General features: G+C 72.0%; 12 protein-coding genes. 5 read left to right on the forward strand and 7 right to left on the reverse strand.

What is annotated here, in order from left to right; genetic code table 11:
- Positions 1 to 61: 61 nt before the first annotated feature.
- The 4 genes from BJ964_RS22755 to BJ964_RS22770 all read left to right on the forward strand — a co-directional run bounded on the left by BJ964_RS22755 (position 62) and on the right by BJ964_RS22770 (position 5,798).
- Entirely contained in the window at positions 62 to 1,048 is a 987-nt protein-coding gene (locus BJ964_RS22755; protein ID WP_188122563.1) for a type IV toxin-antitoxin system AbiEi family antitoxin domain-containing protein, read from the forward strand.
- Positions 1,049 to 1,510: 462 nt separating this feature from the next.
- Positions 1,511 to 4,036: a M14 family zinc carboxypeptidase gene (locus tag BJ964_RS22760; protein ID WP_188122564.1), complete on the forward strand. Its 2,526-nt coding sequence runs from the start codon at positions 1,511 to 1,513 to the stop codon at positions 4,034 to 4,036.
- Between the two features lie 79 nt (positions 4,037 to 4,115).
- The gene (locus BJ964_RS22765; protein ID WP_188122565.1) at positions 4,116 to 5,015 is read left to right on the forward strand and encodes a serine hydrolase domain-containing protein; all 900 of its coding nucleotides are present in this window, start codon (positions 4,116 to 4,118) and stop codon (positions 5,013 to 5,015) included.
- A gap of 99 nt (positions 5,016 to 5,114) precedes the next feature.
- On the forward strand, positions 5,115 to 5,798 hold the full coding sequence (locus tag BJ964_RS22770; protein WP_188122566.1) for a cellulose binding domain-containing protein: 684 nt from the start codon (positions 5,115 to 5,117) through the stop codon (positions 5,796 to 5,798).
- Between the two features lie 456 nt (positions 5,799 to 6,254).
- Here BJ964_RS22770 and BJ964_RS22775 read toward each other — a convergent pair whose 3' ends face one another.
- Positions 6,255 to 8,276: an ABC transporter ATP-binding protein gene (locus BJ964_RS22775; RefSeq protein ID WP_188122567.1), complete on the reverse strand. Its 2,022-nt coding sequence runs from the start codon at positions 8,274 to 8,276 to the stop codon at positions 6,255 to 6,257.
- Positions 8,277 to 8,427: 151 nt separating this feature from the next.
- Positions 8,428 to 10,203, reverse strand: a complete 1,776-nt coding sequence (locus tag BJ964_RS22780; protein WP_188122568.1) for an ABC transporter ATP-binding protein — start codon at positions 10,201 to 10,203, stop codon at positions 8,428 to 8,430.
- Between the two features lie 45 nt (positions 10,204 to 10,248).
- On the opposite strand from BJ964_RS22780, the gene BJ964_RS22785 reads away from it, so the two are divergent.
- Positions 10,249 to 11,556 (forward strand): lamin tail domain-containing protein, encoded by a 1,308-nt coding sequence (locus BJ964_RS22785; protein WP_229806931.1) that lies wholly within the window; start codon positions 10,249 to 10,251, stop codon positions 11,554 to 11,556.
- On the opposite strand, the gene BJ964_RS22790 is transcribed toward BJ964_RS22785, so the two are convergent.
- The 5 genes from BJ964_RS22790 to BJ964_RS22810 all read right to left on the reverse strand — a co-directional run bounded on the left by BJ964_RS22790 (position 11,522) and on the right by BJ964_RS22810 (position 15,700).
- On the reverse strand, positions 11,522 to 12,199 hold the full coding sequence (locus BJ964_RS22790; RefSeq protein ID WP_188122569.1) for a PASTA domain-containing protein: 678 nt from the start codon (positions 12,197 to 12,199) through the stop codon (positions 11,522 to 11,524). The two genes, BJ964_RS22785 and BJ964_RS22790, sit on opposite strands and share 35 nt — an antisense overlap.
- 97 nt (positions 12,200 to 12,296) lie before the next feature.
- Positions 12,297 to 12,944 (reverse strand): thymidine kinase, encoded by a 648-nt coding sequence (locus BJ964_RS22795; protein WP_229806932.1) that lies wholly within the window; start codon positions 12,942 to 12,944, stop codon positions 12,297 to 12,299.
- 66 nt (positions 12,945 to 13,010) lie between these two features.
- On the reverse strand, positions 13,011 to 14,363 hold the full coding sequence (locus BJ964_RS22800; RefSeq protein ID WP_188122570.1) for an NAD(P)/FAD-dependent oxidoreductase: 1,353 nt from the start codon (positions 14,361 to 14,363) through the stop codon (positions 13,011 to 13,013).
- A gap of 69 nt (positions 14,364 to 14,432) precedes the next feature.
- On the reverse strand, positions 14,433 to 14,846 hold the full coding sequence (locus tag BJ964_RS22805) for a MarR family winged helix-turn-helix transcriptional regulator (RefSeq protein ID WP_203832628.1): 414 nt from the start codon (positions 14,844 to 14,846) through the stop codon (positions 14,433 to 14,435).
- The gene (locus BJ964_RS22810; protein WP_188122571.1) at positions 14,846 to 15,700 is read right to left on the reverse strand and encodes an alpha/beta hydrolase family protein; all 855 of its coding nucleotides are present in this window, start codon (positions 15,698 to 15,700) and stop codon (positions 14,846 to 14,848) included. Before BJ964_RS22810 ends, BJ964_RS22805 begins: the two co-directional genes overlap by 1 nt.
- Positions 15,701 to 15,726: the final 26 nt, after the last annotated feature.

Consider the following 15,726-nt stretch of genomic DNA (forward strand, 5'->3'; position numbering starts at 1 on the left):
CATCGGCGTCCTGTCCACAGGCACGAAAGCGTGCAGGGCGCGGATCGGCGAACCTGATCGGGTGGATCGCGGAGACATCGGACGAGAGCAGCGCGGCGTCGTGACCCGGGCCCAGGCCTTACGGGCGGGCATGACGCTGGCAGAGATCACGCACCGGGTGCGGTCCGGGCGGTGGCAGCGGCTGTTCGCGGGCGTCTATGCAACCTTCACCGGCCCGGTTTCGAGGGAGGTGTGGCGCTGGGCGGCGGTGCTGCGAGCCGGAGAGGGCGCCGTGCTCTCGCACCGGTCCGCGGCGGAGGAGGTGGGCCTGTGCCGGGCGTCGCAGGGGCCGCTGCACGTCACCGTGCCGGCCGCCCGTCGGGTCACCGCCCCGGGTGGGGTGGTCGTGCACCGCTGCCGGCACGTCCGGGAGCGGCGGCATCCGAGCCGACAGCCACCACAGACCAGGATCGAGGAGACGATCCTCGACCTGGCTGTCGGTGTGCCGCCGGAGGAGGCCATGGGCTGGATCGCGGCCGCCTGCGGGGCGCGGCTGACGACCGCCGACCGTCTTCGCCGGGCCTTGCGGCGGCGTGGCTTTGTTCCCGGCCGTCCGGTGTTGACATCCTTGCTCGACGACGCGGCCGAGGGCTGCGCCTCTGTCTTGGAGTGGCGCTATCTCCGGGAGGTCGAGAGGGCCCACAGCCTGCCCGCCCCGGCGCGGCAGTGGCGCCGCCCGCGTTCCGGCGGCTACTGGTATGACGATCTCTACTACCCGGGCGAGCGGCTCAGGATCGAGCTCGACGGGCAGGCGGCGCACCCGGCGGAGACGCGATGGCGCGACTACCGGCGTGACAACGCGGCGGTTCAGTCGGGCGACACCGTTCTGCGATACAGCACCGGCGACATCTTCGATGACCCATGCCGGGTGGCCGGGCAGGTCGCCGACGTGCTCCAGCGGGGTGGATGGCCCGAACCGGCACAGCCGTGCGGCCCCGGCTGTGGTCTCCTTCCCGCCGACCCCGGTCGCGACTGGATCGTTGAGGGGGCGTCCCTGCCTGTGCTGTGAGATGGTGGCCGCGCGGGGCGCTGACGTGCTCCAGCGGTGGATGGCCTGGCTCGGCGGTGCCGTGCGGGTTGGGCCCTGGCCTTCTTGCCGATCCCGGTCGCGCCCGGACCGTTGAGGGTCTGTGCGCCTCCGGCCAGGGCCGTGGGTCGGCCGGGGTGGTGGGCCGGCCAGGGCCGTGGGTCGGCCGGGGTGGTGGGCCGGGTCTGTGGGTCGGCCGGGGTCGGCTGGACCGGGCATGTAACGCGACCTTGCTGAGGATCAACCGGTGAGCCGGCACACCGCCTTGGTGCCCCCGGCGTCCTGACGCGGGCCGGCCGGCGGCGTGAACGTTGATCGATGGAGATGATCGTTGAAACGCCGGTGCGGGGGATGACCCTAACGGTATGGTGAATCAACCTGATAGATCATTGCGCATGCGTCAGCGCTCCGGAGAGGGTCGGGGAACCCCAACGGAGGTGCTTTGTGGACTTGTCACGAACCCTGACCGGATTCGGTGCCGCGTTGCTCGCCATCGCCCTGCTCGCCAACCCGGCGACAGGCGCGCCAGGCGACACCCCGTCGACTCGCGACTTCGGCAACGGGCCGGAACGCAACGAGATCGCCGCCGTCGACCCGGCCGCCGGATGGTCGGCGCGGACGCTGCTTGCGGAGGAGCCCGCGTCCGCGTGGAGCCTCCGGAGCCGCAAGGGCTACCCACGGCAGAACACTTTGCCGGTGTGGCCGGACAATCCCGAGGACCGGTCGATCAAGCTGGGCCTCATCCCGTACCACGAGATGGCCCCGAAGCTGAACGCGCTGCAGCAGGCCTCGGACCGGGTGTCCGCGGAGATCATCGGGAAGTCGGCCGGAGGCCGCGACCTCTACCTGGTGACGGTGACCGCCCCCGAGTCGGTGGGCGAGGCGGCCCGGCAGGACCGCTGGCGTGAGCTGATCGAGGAGAATCCGGCCGCCGCAAAGCGGGATCGCGCTCTCCAAAAAGGTTACAAAACGCCGGTCTGGATCAACGCGAACATCCACGGCAACGAGTGGGAGGGCACCGACGGCGCGCTGCGTGTCATCGAGCGCCTGGCCACCGCCACCGATGCCGCGACCGAAGACTTCCTGGACCGCAGCCGGGTCTACCTGACCGTCACCAACAACCCGGACGGCCGCATCGCCGGGACCAGGGCGAACGGCGCCGGGTTCGACATCAACCGGGACCACGCGACCGGTTCGCAGCCGGAGTCCCGGGCGGTACGCGACGTGGTCATCGGGACGCAGCCGTTCGTCATGCTCGACGAGCACGGCTACACCGGCACCACGCTGATCGAGCCGGCCACCCCGCCGCACGGGCAGAACTACGAGTACGACCTGTACATCAAGCACGCGCTGCCCAACGCGCTCGGCATGGAGAAGGCGATCCAGCGGCTCGGCTACCCGGAGACGGCCGCCGCCGACATCCCGTTCCGGGACTACACTCCCGGCGACTGGGACGACTGGCCGCCGATCTTCACCCCGATGTACGCGATGTACCAGGGCGCGATCGGCCACACCGTGGAGATCCCGCTGCGGGTCAACAACGCCGACTACACCAACCTGCCGGTCGAAGAGTTGCGGCGCCGCGCCGGCATCAACACCGACGTGGTGGCCGCGACCATCGAGGCGGCGCTCACCTACGCCGACACCAACCGGGCCACCCTGCTCGCCGACCAGATCGAGCAGTTCCGCCGCGGCTGGGCGGGCGAGGCGTCACCGGAGATCCCGGACGGTTTCGTGCCCGGTTTCGGCCCCGAGGACCGGTACTCGACGACGTTCCCGCGCGCCTACGTCATCCCGGCGGGCACCCCGGCGGCCGCCCGCCTCGTCGACCACCTGATCGCCAACGACGTCCGCGTCACCCGCGCCCGCCACGACTTCACCGTGAACGGGAATCGTTACCGGGACGGCACCTACATCGTCGACATGCACCAGCCGAAGCGCGGCCTCGCGAACGTGCTCCTCGAAGCCGGCCGCGACATCTCCGAACTGGTGCCGCAGATGTACGACATCTCCGGCTGGAGCCACGGCCTGCTCTGGGGCGCAGGCGTCGACGCCAGCCTCCGCACCCTGCCGCGCGTCCACACGTCGCCGGTCACCCGGGCCGCGCCCACCGGCTCGGTCGACGCGCCCCGCGGGCGGGACCTCAGCCTGTCGCTGCGCGACGGCAACGATGTGCGCGCGGTCAACGAGCTGCTCACGCGGGGGATCAAACTGCGGCGTACGGACGCGGGCACCGTCGTGGTCCCGGCCGAGGCGCGCTCCGAGGCCACCGCGCTCGCCAAGACCTTGGGCGTACGATTCAGCGCCGCCCCTCGTGGCACCAAGGGTGAGGTGTTCGACCAGCCGGTGATCGCCGCCGCCGTCTCCGCGGACGAACTGTTCGCCCTCCGCGAGATGGGCTTCGGAGTGCGGACGGTGTCGACGGCGGTCCTGAACGCCGGGGCCGACCTCTCCGGCGTGGACACCCTGATCGTCTCGTCCGGCCTGTCGTACACCGCCCTGAACCCCACGGCCCGCGCCACCGTCGATGCCTTCCTGGCCCGTGGCGGCGGCGTGCTCACCCGGGGCGCCACCGGGGCCGCCTTCAACGCCGCCGCGAAGGTCCTGCCGGCGACCGCGGTGGCCGGCCGCAGCGACGCCAACGGCGTGGTCACCGTGACGAACGAGGGCGGAGTCGTGGGCGCGGGCTCCCCGCCGCACTCGTTCGTCTACTCGCCGCTCTGGTTCACCGGCACCGGCTTCACCGTGGAACAGCGCTACGGCGCCGACCCGCTGGTCGCCGGCCACTGGCTGCCCACCGGGGCCGGCGCCAACGGCCCGGCCCAGGCCGCCGGCCAGGCCGCCGTCGTCTCCGGCGCCACACCCGGCGGCGGCAACGCGGTCCTGTTCGGCACCGAGCCGCTGTTCCGGGCCCACCCGAAGGGCCTGTACGCCGGCTACGCCCGAGCCCTGTTCTGGACCGCCGGCTAGCGCATCGATCCGGGCCCGCGGGCGGTTCTCCGCCGTCCGCGGGCTCTGCCGTCCGCGGGCTCTGCCGTAGCGTGCGGGTGTGGCGGGGCTGCTGGAGGACTTTGTCCGGGCGGATCGGGAGCGAGGGCTCGGCACCTACGGGATCCATGTGCACTCGGACGGGCGGCCACCGGTGGAGCATCGGTTCCGGCCGGATGAGCGGGTCGATCTGCGCTCGGTGGCGAAGACGTTCACGGCCGTGGCGCTGGGGATGGCGGAGGCCGAGGGGCGGCTCGGGCTGGACGACCGGCTGCTCGACCACCTGCCGGAGCTGCGGGGGCTCGCGGCGGACGGGTTCGAGGCGGTCACGCTGCGGCAGCTGACGACGATGACCAGCGGGACCGGGCATCAGTGGTTCGCCCATCAGCGGATCGACGCCCCCGACCTGCTGGCCGAGATCGTCGCCGCGCGGATGGAGGCGGCCCCGGGGACGCGGTTCCGGTACACCGGGTCGGGCCCGTACGCGGTCGGACGGGTCATCGCCCGGGTGTCCGGCGCCGACCTGCGGGAGTTCCTGACGCCGCGCCTGTTCCGGCCGCTCGGCCTGCACGATCCGGCCTGGCACGCCTGCCCGCTGGGATTCCCGTTCGGCGAGAGCGGGCTCCACCTCACGACCGGGGAACTGGCCCGGTTCGCCCGGCTGCTGCTGGACGACGGCGAGTGGGCGGGGCGCCGGATCCTGCCGGACGGCTGGGTGGGGCGGATGACCGGGGAGAGCGTCGGCACCGGCGGGATCGGGCACGGGCCCGCCTACGAGCACGGGTACGGGCTGGGCGTCTGGCTGGAGCGGGACGGCGCCTACCGGATGGACGGCGCCTACGGCCAGTACGCGATCGTCGACCCACGGCGGCGGGCGGCCGTCACCGTGACCGCCCATTCCGAGCGGGACGGCGACCTTTTGACCGCGGTGCACGATCTGGTGCTCGCCCGGCTCGACTGATTAGTCTCGGTCACAAGGATCGCTGTTGATTCGCGATCGGGTGCCAGGCATAGTGTGTGCTCGTTCACACATTTGCGCCGTGATGGAGGCCTTCCACAGATGAGAAAGACGGCGTTCCGGGAGGGCGGATTCCGGGAAGGCCTGGAGGAGTCGCTGCCCTGGCTGCCGATCATCGTCGCAGTCGGCCTGTTGCTGTTCATGGTCCTGCTGACCGGGCTCCGGCTGTTGTCGCCGGACCCGGACGACGTCACCGTCGAGGCCGTGCCGGGGTTCACCCTGCCCGCGCCGTTGCGGCCCGCAGCGGTCACCTCGTCGGCCGCGCCCGCACCCTCGGTGACGGGGAGCCGGTCGCCGGCGGTTCGGCCGTCCTTCACCCGGCTCCCGGTGCGGACGCCGTCGACCAGGCCGTCGACCAGGCCGCCGGCCGTCGGGCGCCCGTCGAGCCCCGCGCCCACGCCCACGGTCACCGGCGTGTACCGGGTGATGGCGCCCTACGACCGGGAGTTCATCGGCGAGGTCCTGGTGACCAACTCCGGCGCGGCGCCCGCCGACTGGGTGGTCGAACTGGTCTTCCCGGACGAGGTCGGCGAACTGCGCACGTCGTGGGTCGAGTCCGCGCCGCAGGCCACTCTGAGCCGGTCGGGCGACCGCTACATCTGGCGCTCCGGCGCGCCGGTCGCCGCCGGGTCGAGCGCCCCGCTGCGTTTCCAGTACGCCCACACGGGCACGGGCGGCCAACCCTCCTCCTGCACCGTCAACGGAGCCCCCTGCTTCTACAGTTGACGGGCACGGCCACCGGCCCCGGCTGTCATCCCATCAACTCTCGTCACCCGACCTTGGCAGCCCGTCAACCTGGCCCGTCGTCAGCGTGGATGCCGTCAACGTGGCTCGTCGTCGGCGTGGATGCTGTCAACGTGGCGTGTCGTCAGCGTGGATGCCGTCAACGTGGCTCGTCGTCGGCGTGGATGCTGTCAACGTGGCGTGTCGTCAGCGTGGATGCCGTCAACGTGGCTCGTCGTCGGCGTGGATGCTGTCAACGTGGCGTGTCGTCAGCGTGGATGCCGTCAACGTGGCCTGTCGTCAACGTGGATGCCGTCAACATGGATGCGCGTTCGTGTGGATGCCGTCAACCTGGTTCGTTGTCAACGTGTCGTGCAGGTGGATGCCGTTGTTCATGTGGGGGTGGACGGTTTTGGGGGTGACCGGCCGGTCAACGCCCGGCGGTCGCGGCACGGGGCGTCAATGGGCAGGTGATCGCGGGTGCGCCGCGGGACGGGGTCGATTGCGGTCGGGGACGGCGACGTCCGTACCGGAAATGGTGTGTGATTCCCAGGTCGAGTACATGGCCGCGTAGCGGCCCCCGGCCGTGAGCAGATCGTCGTGCGTGCCCGATTCCACGATGCCGCCGTCGTCGACGACGATCACCCGGTCGGCGCGCCGCGCCGTGGAGAGCCGATGGGCCACCAGGATCGCGGTCCGGCCGTCGAGGAGCCGCTGGATCGCCGCCTCCACCCGCAGTTCGGAGCGCAGATCGAGGCTGGAGGTCGCCTCGTCGAGCACCACCACTCTCGGCTCGGCGACGAAGACCCGGGCCAGCGCGATCAGCTGGCGCTCACCGGACGACACCGACTGGCCGCGCTCGTGCAGGACCGTGTTCAGGCCGCCGGGGGAGCGGTCGACCAGATCCCGCAGGCCGACCGCGTCGACCGCCGCCCACACCACCTCGTCGGGCACCGACGGCCGGGCGAAGGCGATGTTGTCGCGCAGTGTCCCGGCGAACAGGAACGGCTCCTGCGGAACCACGCCGACCTGCCGGTGCAGCGAGTCGAGGGTGACGTCGCGCAGGTCGTGGCCGTCGATGAGGACGGCGCCCGCGTCCGGGTCGTAGAGCCGGGCGACCAGTTTGGCCAGGGTGGACTTGCCGGCGCCGGTCGGGCCGACGCACGCGATCGTCTCGCCGGGGGCGATCCGCAGGCTGACGTCGCGCAGCACCGGGCGGTCCGGGTCGTAGCCGAAGGTGACGCCGCGCAGTTCGATGGCGCCGTCGGCCGGGGGCAACGGGATCGCGCCGGGCGCCTCGCGGACGGCCGGTACGGTCCCGAGCAGCCCGCGGAGCTTGCCGAGCGCGGCGCGCGCCTGCTGGTAGTTGGTGTAGAGCTGGACGAGCTGCTGGACCGGCTGGAAGAACGCGTTCAGGTAGAGCACGAACGCGGTCAGCTCGCCGATGGTGAGGGTGCCGTCGAGCACCATGTGGCCGCCGATCAGCAGCAGCGCGGCCAGCCCGAGCAGGCCGATCACCGAGGTGCCGGGGCCGTAGAGGGCGCTGATCCGTCCGGTGTGGTCGTTCGCGTCACGGTAGTCGCCGACCACCTCGCGGTGCCCGGTGACGCTGCGGTCCTGCTGGTTGTGGGCGGTGATGACGCGTACGCCGTACAGGCTCTCGGAGAGGTGGGTGAAGAGGGCCGCGATGGTGTCGCGCTGCCGCCGGTAGCCGACGTCGGCGGCCCCGCGGAACCAGAGCGTGAGCAGCAGCAGCGGCGGCACCACCAGGACCAGGGTGATCACCGCGAGCGTGGCGTCGTAGTGCACCAGGATCGTGGTGACCACGACCATGGTGAGCCCGTGGATGAGGAACTGGGCGAACCCTTCGGACAGCAGGTGCTGCAACGCCTCCACGTCCGAGGTCATCCGGGTGAGCGTGACCCCGGCCTTCTCGCTGGTGTAGTGGTCCAGGCTCAGCCGCTGCAACTGGGCGAAGACGCGGACCCGCAGGTCACGGGTGGCGTAGGCGGCGAGCCGGCCGCTCTGCCGGATCCGGACGGACGAGGCCACCGCGGTGAGGGCGACCGAGGCGAGGAACGCCACGGCCGCCAGGATCAGGACCGGTACGTCGCGGGCCACGATGCCGTGGTCGATGCCGACCTGGACCAGGTACGGACCGGACTGCAGCAGCAGCGCCTCCACCAGCACCGCGAAGGCGGCCGCCACGAGCAGCGCCGGCCGGCCGGACAGCAGCGACCAGAGGCTGAGCCGGCCGCCGTCGGGGGCCTGGGTGAACGGCTCGTCCGGCGCCGGGTGGACGGGTTCGCGGGCCTCCAGCGCGGTCACCCCGGCGGCCAGTTCCGGTGGGATCCCGGCGAACGCGCCCGGGCCACCCTGCCGCCGGTCGCGGCCGCCCGCGCCGGTGCCGCTGAGGCCACCGACCGGCCCGGATCCGGGCCCGCCGCCCGGCCCGCCGAACCCGCCACCAAACATGCTCATGCCGTCACCTCCGCTTCGCTCCGGCGCCGCCATGAGTTCAAGACTGAGCTGAATGATTCGCTCGCAAGCTCGCTCATGTCGTCACCTCCGCTTCGCTCCGGCGCCGCCATGAGTTTCAAGACTGAGCCCGATGATTCGCTCGCAAGCTCGCTCATGCCGGTACCTCCGAGACGCTCGTGGCCAGAACGCGGCGGTAGCGGGGCTCGTTCGCCAGCAGTTCCGTGTGGGTGCCGGACGCGACGGCGCGACCGTTCTCGATCAGGACGACCCGGTCCGCCAGCCCGATCGTGGCGAGCCGGTGGGCGACGACGATCGTGGTGCGGTCGTGCATCAGGTCGCGCAGCGCCTCGTGGATCTCGTGCTCGACGCGGACGTCGATCGCGCTCGTGGCGTCGTCCAGGATCAGCACCGGCGGGTTGACCAGCAGCGCGCGGGCGATCGCGACCCGCTGCCGCTGCCCGCCGGAGAGGGTGTAGCCGCGTTCGCCGACGACCGTGTCGTACCCCTCGGGGAGCCTCTCGATGAACGCGTGCGCGCCCGCGGCGATCGCGGCGGTCACCACCTGCTCGCGTGTCGCCCCTGGATGTCCGAAAGCGATGTTGTCGTGCAGCGACACGGAGAACAGGAACGGCTCGTCCGGCACGATCCCGACCCGGTCGCGCAGCGTGTCGAGGGGATAGTCGCGGACGTCGGCGCCGTCGATCAGCACCCGCCCCGCCGTCACGTCGTAGAAGCGCGCGGCGAGCCGCGCCACCGTCGACTTGCCGCTGCCGGTCGCGCCGACCAGGGCCACCGTCTCACCCGGCCGGACGTGCAGGTCCAGGCCGTCCAGGGCCACGGTCCCGTCGGGGTACGCGAACCGCGCGCCCTCGAAGCGAACGTCCCCCCGGGGTTCCGGCGCCACCGGGGTCACCGGGTCGAGGACGTCGGCGGGCGTGTCCAGGATCTCGTAGATGCGCTGGGCCGACGCGGCCGCCCGCTGCCCCATCATGATGATCATGCCGAGCATCCGGAACGGCGGCTGGAGCATCAGCACGTAGGAGTTGAACGCCACGATCGTGCCGACGGTCGCGTTCCCGTCGAGCACCATCAGGCCGCCGATCAGCAGGACCATGGCCAGGCCGAGCCGGGGCAGGTTGTCCATCACCGGTAGCCAGCGGCCGCGGATCCGCGAGTCGGTGGTGTAGGCCCAGCGGACCCGGTCGGCGGCCCGGGCCAGCGTGTCGACCTGCCGCTGCTCGGCCGCGAACGCCTTGACGATCCGCACGCCCTGCACGTTCTCGTCGACCACGGTGGCGACGCCGGCCAGCCGGGACTGGATCAGCCAGGAGACCGGGAAGATCGCTTTGCGCATGCGTACGCCGAGGACCGCGATCACCGGCATGGTCAGCATCGCCACCACGGCCAGCGGGGCGTTGATCGACAGCATCAGGGCGAAGGCGACGCCCGCGATCGTGCACTGGACCAGGATCGACGGGCCGAACGCCAGGTACATCTGCACGGCCCGGATGTCGCTGGTGGCCCGGGACATCAGCTCGCCGGACTGGGCGCGGTCGTAGAAGGCGTACGACATCCGCATCAGGTGGGTGAAGACGATGTTGCGCAGGTCGTACTCCATCTCGTACGCGGTGCGCAGCAGATAGAGCCGGGCCAGGAAGTTGATCACGCCCTGCGTGACGGCCAGCACGGCGATCAGGCCGACGTACACGGTCAGGTCGCCGGTGCGGTCCACCAGCGCCTCGTCGATGCCGACCCGGACCAGGTCGGGGATCCACACCTGGACGACGAGGCCGGCGAACGAGCACGTCAGCGACGTGGCGAGCAGGGCGCGGTGGGCGCGGACGATCGGCCAGGCGCGCCGTAGCCAGGTCTTCGACGGATCCGGATGAATGCCGCCTCTGGGGGCGCGGCGTGGTGTCGGCGGCATGTTGCTTAGCCTAGCTAACTATCTGGCCCGAGAAGAAGCCCCCGGTTGCCGGAGGGTTGCGGCCGGGCCGTTCTCCTCAACGGGGCCGTGGCCGTACCCGATGGGCGCGGCATGCTCCGCCGCCTCACCGCCCTCGCGGCCACCGCCACACTGGCCGCGGCCGGTATCGCCACCCCGGCCTCCGCCGCGTACGCCGCCTGCCGCCCGGCCGCGGGCAGCCCACGCTGCGTGGTCTGGACCGGCAAGGTCGTCTGGGTCGCCGACGGTGACACCCTCAAGGTGGACATCGCCGGGGACGGCACCGCCGAGGCCAGGTCGGTGCGGCTCATCGGCGTGCAGGCCATGGAGCAGACCGCCTATTCGCCGCGGCCCGAGCGCCGGCGCGGCGAATGCCACAGCCTGACCGCGACCGCGGCGGTCGAGAGGCTGGTCAAGGCCGGTGGAGGCAGGGTACGGATGACCGCGCAGGTCCCGTCCAGCAGCAGCCGGGACCGTCCGCTGCGGTCGGTGGCCGTGCGGATCGGCGGACAGTGGCGCGACCTCGGGCACGAGCTGGTCCGCGCCGGGCACGCCCTGTGGCTGCCGTTCGCCGACGAGTGGGCGTGGGACGCCGACTACCAGTTCGCGGCCCAGAAGGCGGCGGTCGAGCACCGGCAGATCTACGACACCGCCGGCTGCGGGGTGGGCCCGGCCCAGGACGCCGGCCTCACCGTGTGGGTCAACGGCGACGCCGACGGCCCCGACGAGGCGAACCTCAACGGCGAGTGGATCCGGATCGGCAACCCGTCCGCCCGCGACGTGCCGCTCGGCGGCTGGTGGGTCCGTGACTCCGGACTGCGGCGCTACACCTTCGCGGCCGGCACCGTGGCGCCCGCCGGCGGCGCCGTCTACGTGCACGTCGGCAAGGGGACGGACACCGCCACCCACAAGTACTGGGGCCTGACCGCGCCGGTGTTCTCCAACATCCTTCCGGCGCTGCACGTCAACGGGGACGGTGGCTATCTCTTCGACCCGCAGGGCGACCTGCGGTCCTGGATGATCTACCCCTGCCGTACCGCCTGCGGCAGCCCGCTGACCGGCCGGGTCGCGCTGCGGGTGCGGCCCACCGGATCGGAGCTGGTCGAACTGGTCAACACCGGGAGCGAGCCGGTCGACCTGTTCGGCCACGTGGTGACGGGCAGGTCGTGGGCGTACCGGTTCGAGGAGCGCACCGTGCTCGCGGCGGGGGAGGCGTTCACCGTCCCGCTCGGCGACGGCCGCCACGTCCTCGCCGACGACGGCGGTGTGGTCACGCTGCTGACCGCCGACCAGTGGACGGTCACGTGTGCGGCGTGGGGCTCGGGCCAATGCTGACGATCAGCGCGCCGCCGTACCGCTGATGCAGTGCCCGGACGACCGGCGGCGCGATGTCGCCGGTCAGCCGGACCGCGCACGCCGTGGCCTCCATGTCCACCGTGTAGCCGGTGGCGTGCAGCGACGCGGTGGCGCTCACCTCGGCCCGGATCCGTTCCAGGTCGGCGTGGGTCACCGGGCAGACGACGGTACGGAAGCGCCGGTTCAGCAAGGTCGTGCCCAGGGCCGCCACGGCCGCGGCCCGGTCGGCGCCGGCCGCCACGGCGATCACCAGTGTGCCGTCCGGGTCGGTGCCGAGGCCGACGAAGTGCTCCCGGTCCGCGGTGATCCGCTCGTCCAGCGAGGCCCCCGGCGCACCGGCCACCTCGACCGTGATGCTGGTGCCGCGCTCGACCGTGGTGCCCGGCGTAGGGGCCACCGCGATCACCGTGCGCGGGGCGGCCGTCGAGTCCCACCGGTAGCGCAGGATCGGCTTCACCCCGGCCTGGGCGCTCTGCTCACCGATCGCGTCGGCCTCCGCGCCGATCAGGTCCGGCACGGTGACCCGGGCGGCGCCCACGGCGGCCGGGCCGCTCGCGCAGGAGGCCGGTAACAGGGTGCCCATCAGCAGGATGAGCAGCGGCCCGAGGCCCGCGCGAGGCATGACAACCCTCCACGTTGGATGATCAAAAGCGGGGCACACCATAGAGGAATGCCCCGCCGTCGACCTCCCGGCGTATCGAGAATGTCGGGACTTGGCGCTAGAAGTTCGTTTCCGCGGTCACTGAATCGGGCCCGGCCACCCCGTCGCGCCAGTGCCGCCGGCACAGCACCCGGTACGTCACCTCGGCCGCGTCGGACGTGTCACCGACCGCCACCTGCGCGCCCGAGCGGGCCACCCGGCCGTCCTCGATCCGCGCGTTCTGCCGGCCCGGGCGCCCGCACCAGCAGGTCACCTCCACCTGGAGCGACACGATGTTGTCGGCCAGCTCCAGCAGCCGCCGCGCGCCCGGGAACAGCCGGGACATGAAGTCGGTGGAGATGGCGTAGGCGTCCACGTCCACGCACAGCTCGTCGACCACCCAGGCCAGCTGCTCCACCTGCTCCGGCCGCAGGAACTGGGCCTCGTCGACGATCACGAAACCACCGGCCGGCACCTCGCGGGCGATCAGCGCGGTCAGCTCGGTGCCGTCGGTCACCTCGATGGCGTCCGCCGCCACCCCGAGCCGCGACGACATCACCCCGGCGCCGGCCCGGTCCATGCTGGTGAGCAGGATCCCGGGCCGGCCCGCCTGCCGCCGGTTGTACGCGTTCTGCAGCGCCAGCGTCGACTTGCCGGCGCCCATGCTCCCGTGGAACAGGGTCAGCTCGTGAAAGACCGGTGCCAGGGTCCGGACTCGCGACACCACGGGCGTTGACACTGTGACCGGGACCAATGGTGAGCCTTCCTCGGGATTGCTGCGGGCCGCTACACGCTACCCGACCTCGGCATCCGCACTGGAGGCCCGGCGGAACGGATCACCGTAGGCCCGGATCGCCTGGCGCGCGAACGCCTGCTGCTGGGTCGCCACCCGCTCCGACCGGCCCCGGCCCAGGAAACTGACGAACCAGTGCAGCACCGCGGTCACCCGGTTCTTGAAGCCGACCAGGTAGAACAGGTGCACCGCCACCCACACCACCCAGGCCGGGAAGCCGGACAACCGCAACTTCCAGATGCTCGCCACCGCCGAGAAGCGGGAGATCGTCGCCAGGCTGCCCTTGTCGAAATAGCGGAACGGCTGACCGCTCTCCCGGCCGGCGAGCCGCCGTTTGATCTGGTCGGCCGCGTGCCGGCCGCTCTGGATGGCCACCTGCGCCACCCCGGGCAGCGGCCGCCCGTCCTCGCCGGCCAGGCTCATCATGTCGCCGAGCACGAAGATCTCCGGGTGCGCGGGCAGGGTGGTGTCCGGCTCGACCAGGATCCGGCCGGCCCGGTCGGTCTTCGCCCCGGTCCCCTCCGCCAGCCGGGCGGCCAGCGGCGGGGCCGCCACCCCGGCCGCCCACACCTTCGTCATCGCCGGGATCCGCTCGCGGTGCCCGCCGGACTCCACCTCGATGCCGGTCGCGTCGACCGCCACCACCCTGGTGTCCGTCCGCACCTCGACGCCCAGCTTCGCCAGCTGCCGCTCGGCCTTGGAGGAGAGCTGGTCGCCGAACGTGCTGAGCACCGAGCCGACCGCGTCGACCAGCAGGATCCGCGCCTTGCGGGAGTCGATGTGCCGGAACTGGCCGCGCAGGTTGCGGTGCGCCAGCTCGGCGATCTGGCCGGCCATCTCGGTGCCGGTCGGGCCCGCCCCGACCACCACGAACGTCAGCCACCGCTCGATCGTCTCGGGGTCGGTGTGCAGGTCGGCCACCTCGAACGCGCCGAAGATCCGGGCCCGCAGCTCCAGGGCGTCGTCGACGCTCTTCATGCCCGGCGCGTGGTCGGCGAACTCGTCGTTGCCGAAATACGACTGGGAGGCGCCGGCCGCCACGATCAGCGTGTCGTACCCCACCGTGTAGTCGATGCCCGGCCCGGCCACCGAGACCACCCTCGCCTCGACGTCCACGTCCCGCACCCACCCGAGGCGGACGTCCACGTTCCGCTGGCGGCGCAGCACCTCGCGGATCGGCGGGGCCACCTCGCCCTCCGACAGGATGCCGGTGGCCACCTGGTAGAGCAGCGGCTGGAAGAGGTGGTACGTCGTACCGTTGATCAGGGTGATCTCGACGTCCGCCCGGCGCAGTGCCTTGATCGCGAAGAGGCCGCCGAACCCGGCCCCCACGACTACCACTCGATGACGCATCAGCTCTCCCTCGGCTCAGGGCACCCACTCATCACCTTGGTATGCCCCGGGCGTCAGCGGAAGTACCGCTCAACTCAGGCGCTGTGTTGTTCGTCCCAGCCAGCGGGCGACCACGTCGAGTTCGACCGCCGTGAATCCCTCGGTCAGCTCCGCGTTCAGCTCGGTCACCACCTCGCGGGCCGCGCCGACCGCCTGCCGGCCCAGCGGGGTCAGGGCCAGCCGCACCGCCCGGCCGTCGCCGGAATCCGGCGCCTTGGTCACGAAGCCGCCCTTCTCCAGGCGGCTGACCAGCCCGCTCATCCCGGACGGCGACGCGCCCAGGGCCGCGCCCACGTCGCCGATCAGCGCGTCACCGTGGGCGGCCAGGTGGAACAGCACCCCGGCCCCGGCCGCTCCGATGCCGCTGTCGCCGGACCGGGAGTCGATCCAGCGACGGACCGAGCGCTCGGCCGTCATCAGATCGAACACCAGCCGGTGGGCCATCAGGCCACGTCCGCCATCCGCTTCTGGAACCATGTCAGCAGGTCGGGCCAGAGGGTGTCACGAACGGTGCGCCGCATGAACCCATGGTGACCGACGCGCGGAACGCCCGCGTCGGCCGGGGTCCAGGCACGGCGCTCCACCTGGGCGCCGGTCAGCCGGACGGCGAGCGCGTCGACCTGGCCCGGCGTCGCCCACGGGTCGTCGCTCATCCCGATCACCAGCACCGGCTGCGTCACCGCGGCGGCCCGCTCCGCCGCCCGCATCGCCGGGTCGTCGAACAGATAATCCGGCAGGCGGCCCCAACCGCCCCACTGCCGGACCGCCGCCACCGTGATGTCCTCGCCCAGACCCAGCCGGCGGGCCGGGACATAACCGAACACGGCGCCGAGCGCCGGACCGAGAAGATTCAACACCAGGCGTACGCGCATCCGCTCGACCCGGCCGGGAATCGCCCGGATGGCGGCCACATGCGAGGCGACCAGCGCGAACGCGGTCAACTCCGGTCCACCGTGCCCGAGTGCCAGGGCGTGCCCGCCGATGCTGTGCCCGACCGCGAGCTGCGGCAGCCCCGGGAACCGCTCCCGCACCCAGGCGGTCACCGTCGGCACGTCGTGCTCGATCCAGTCACGCATGCCCAGATGCCGGTGCTCGCGCGGCGACCCGGACCGCCCGGTGCCCCGGTAGTCGTAGGTGACCACGGCGATCCGGTTCTCCACCAGGAACTCCGCGAACGCCCGGTAGAACCCGGCCGGCGTCGCCGTGGCCGGATGCACCACCAGCACCGCCGCGGGCTCGGAGTCCGGCTCCCACAACGTACCGGTGATCTCCCCGATCCTGACGTCGTTATTTCGCATGCGAAATAAAGTAGCAGCTATGGTTC

The organism is Actinoplanes lobatus (assembly GCF_014205215.1).
Lineage (GTDB): Bacteria > Actinomycetota > Actinomycetes > Mycobacteriales > Micromonosporaceae > Actinoplanes > Actinoplanes lobatus.

Excerpts from the sequence above, each read along its gene's own strand:
- BJ964_RS22805 (WP_203832628.1), bottom strand. The coding sequence starts at position 14,846 with ATGGCCCACCGGCTGGTGTTCGATCTGATGACGGCCGAGCGCTCGGTC.
- BJ964_RS22775 (WP_188122567.1), bottom strand. The coding sequence starts at position 8,276 with ATGAGCATGTTTGGTGGCGGGTTCGGCGGGCCGGGCGGCGGGCCCGGA.
- BJ964_RS22790 (WP_188122569.1), bottom strand. The coding sequence starts at position 12,199 with ATGCCTCGCGCGGGCCTCGGGCCGCTGCTCATCCTGCTGATGGGCACC.
- BJ964_RS22800 (WP_188122570.1), bottom strand. The coding sequence starts at position 14,363 with ATGCGTCATCGAGTGGTAGTCGTGGGGGCCGGGTTCGGCGGCCTCTTC.
- BJ964_RS22810 (WP_188122571.1), bottom strand. The coding sequence starts at position 15,700 with ATGCGAAATAACGACGTCAGGATCGGGGAGATCACCGGTACGTTGTGG.
- BJ964_RS22780 (WP_188122568.1), bottom strand. The coding sequence starts at position 10,203 with ATGCCGCCGACACCACGCCGCGCCCCCAGAGGCGGCATTCATCCGGAT.
- BJ964_RS22770 (WP_188122566.1), top strand. The coding sequence starts at position 5,115 with ATGAGAAAGACGGCGTTCCGGGAGGGCGGATTCCGGGAAGGCCTGGAG.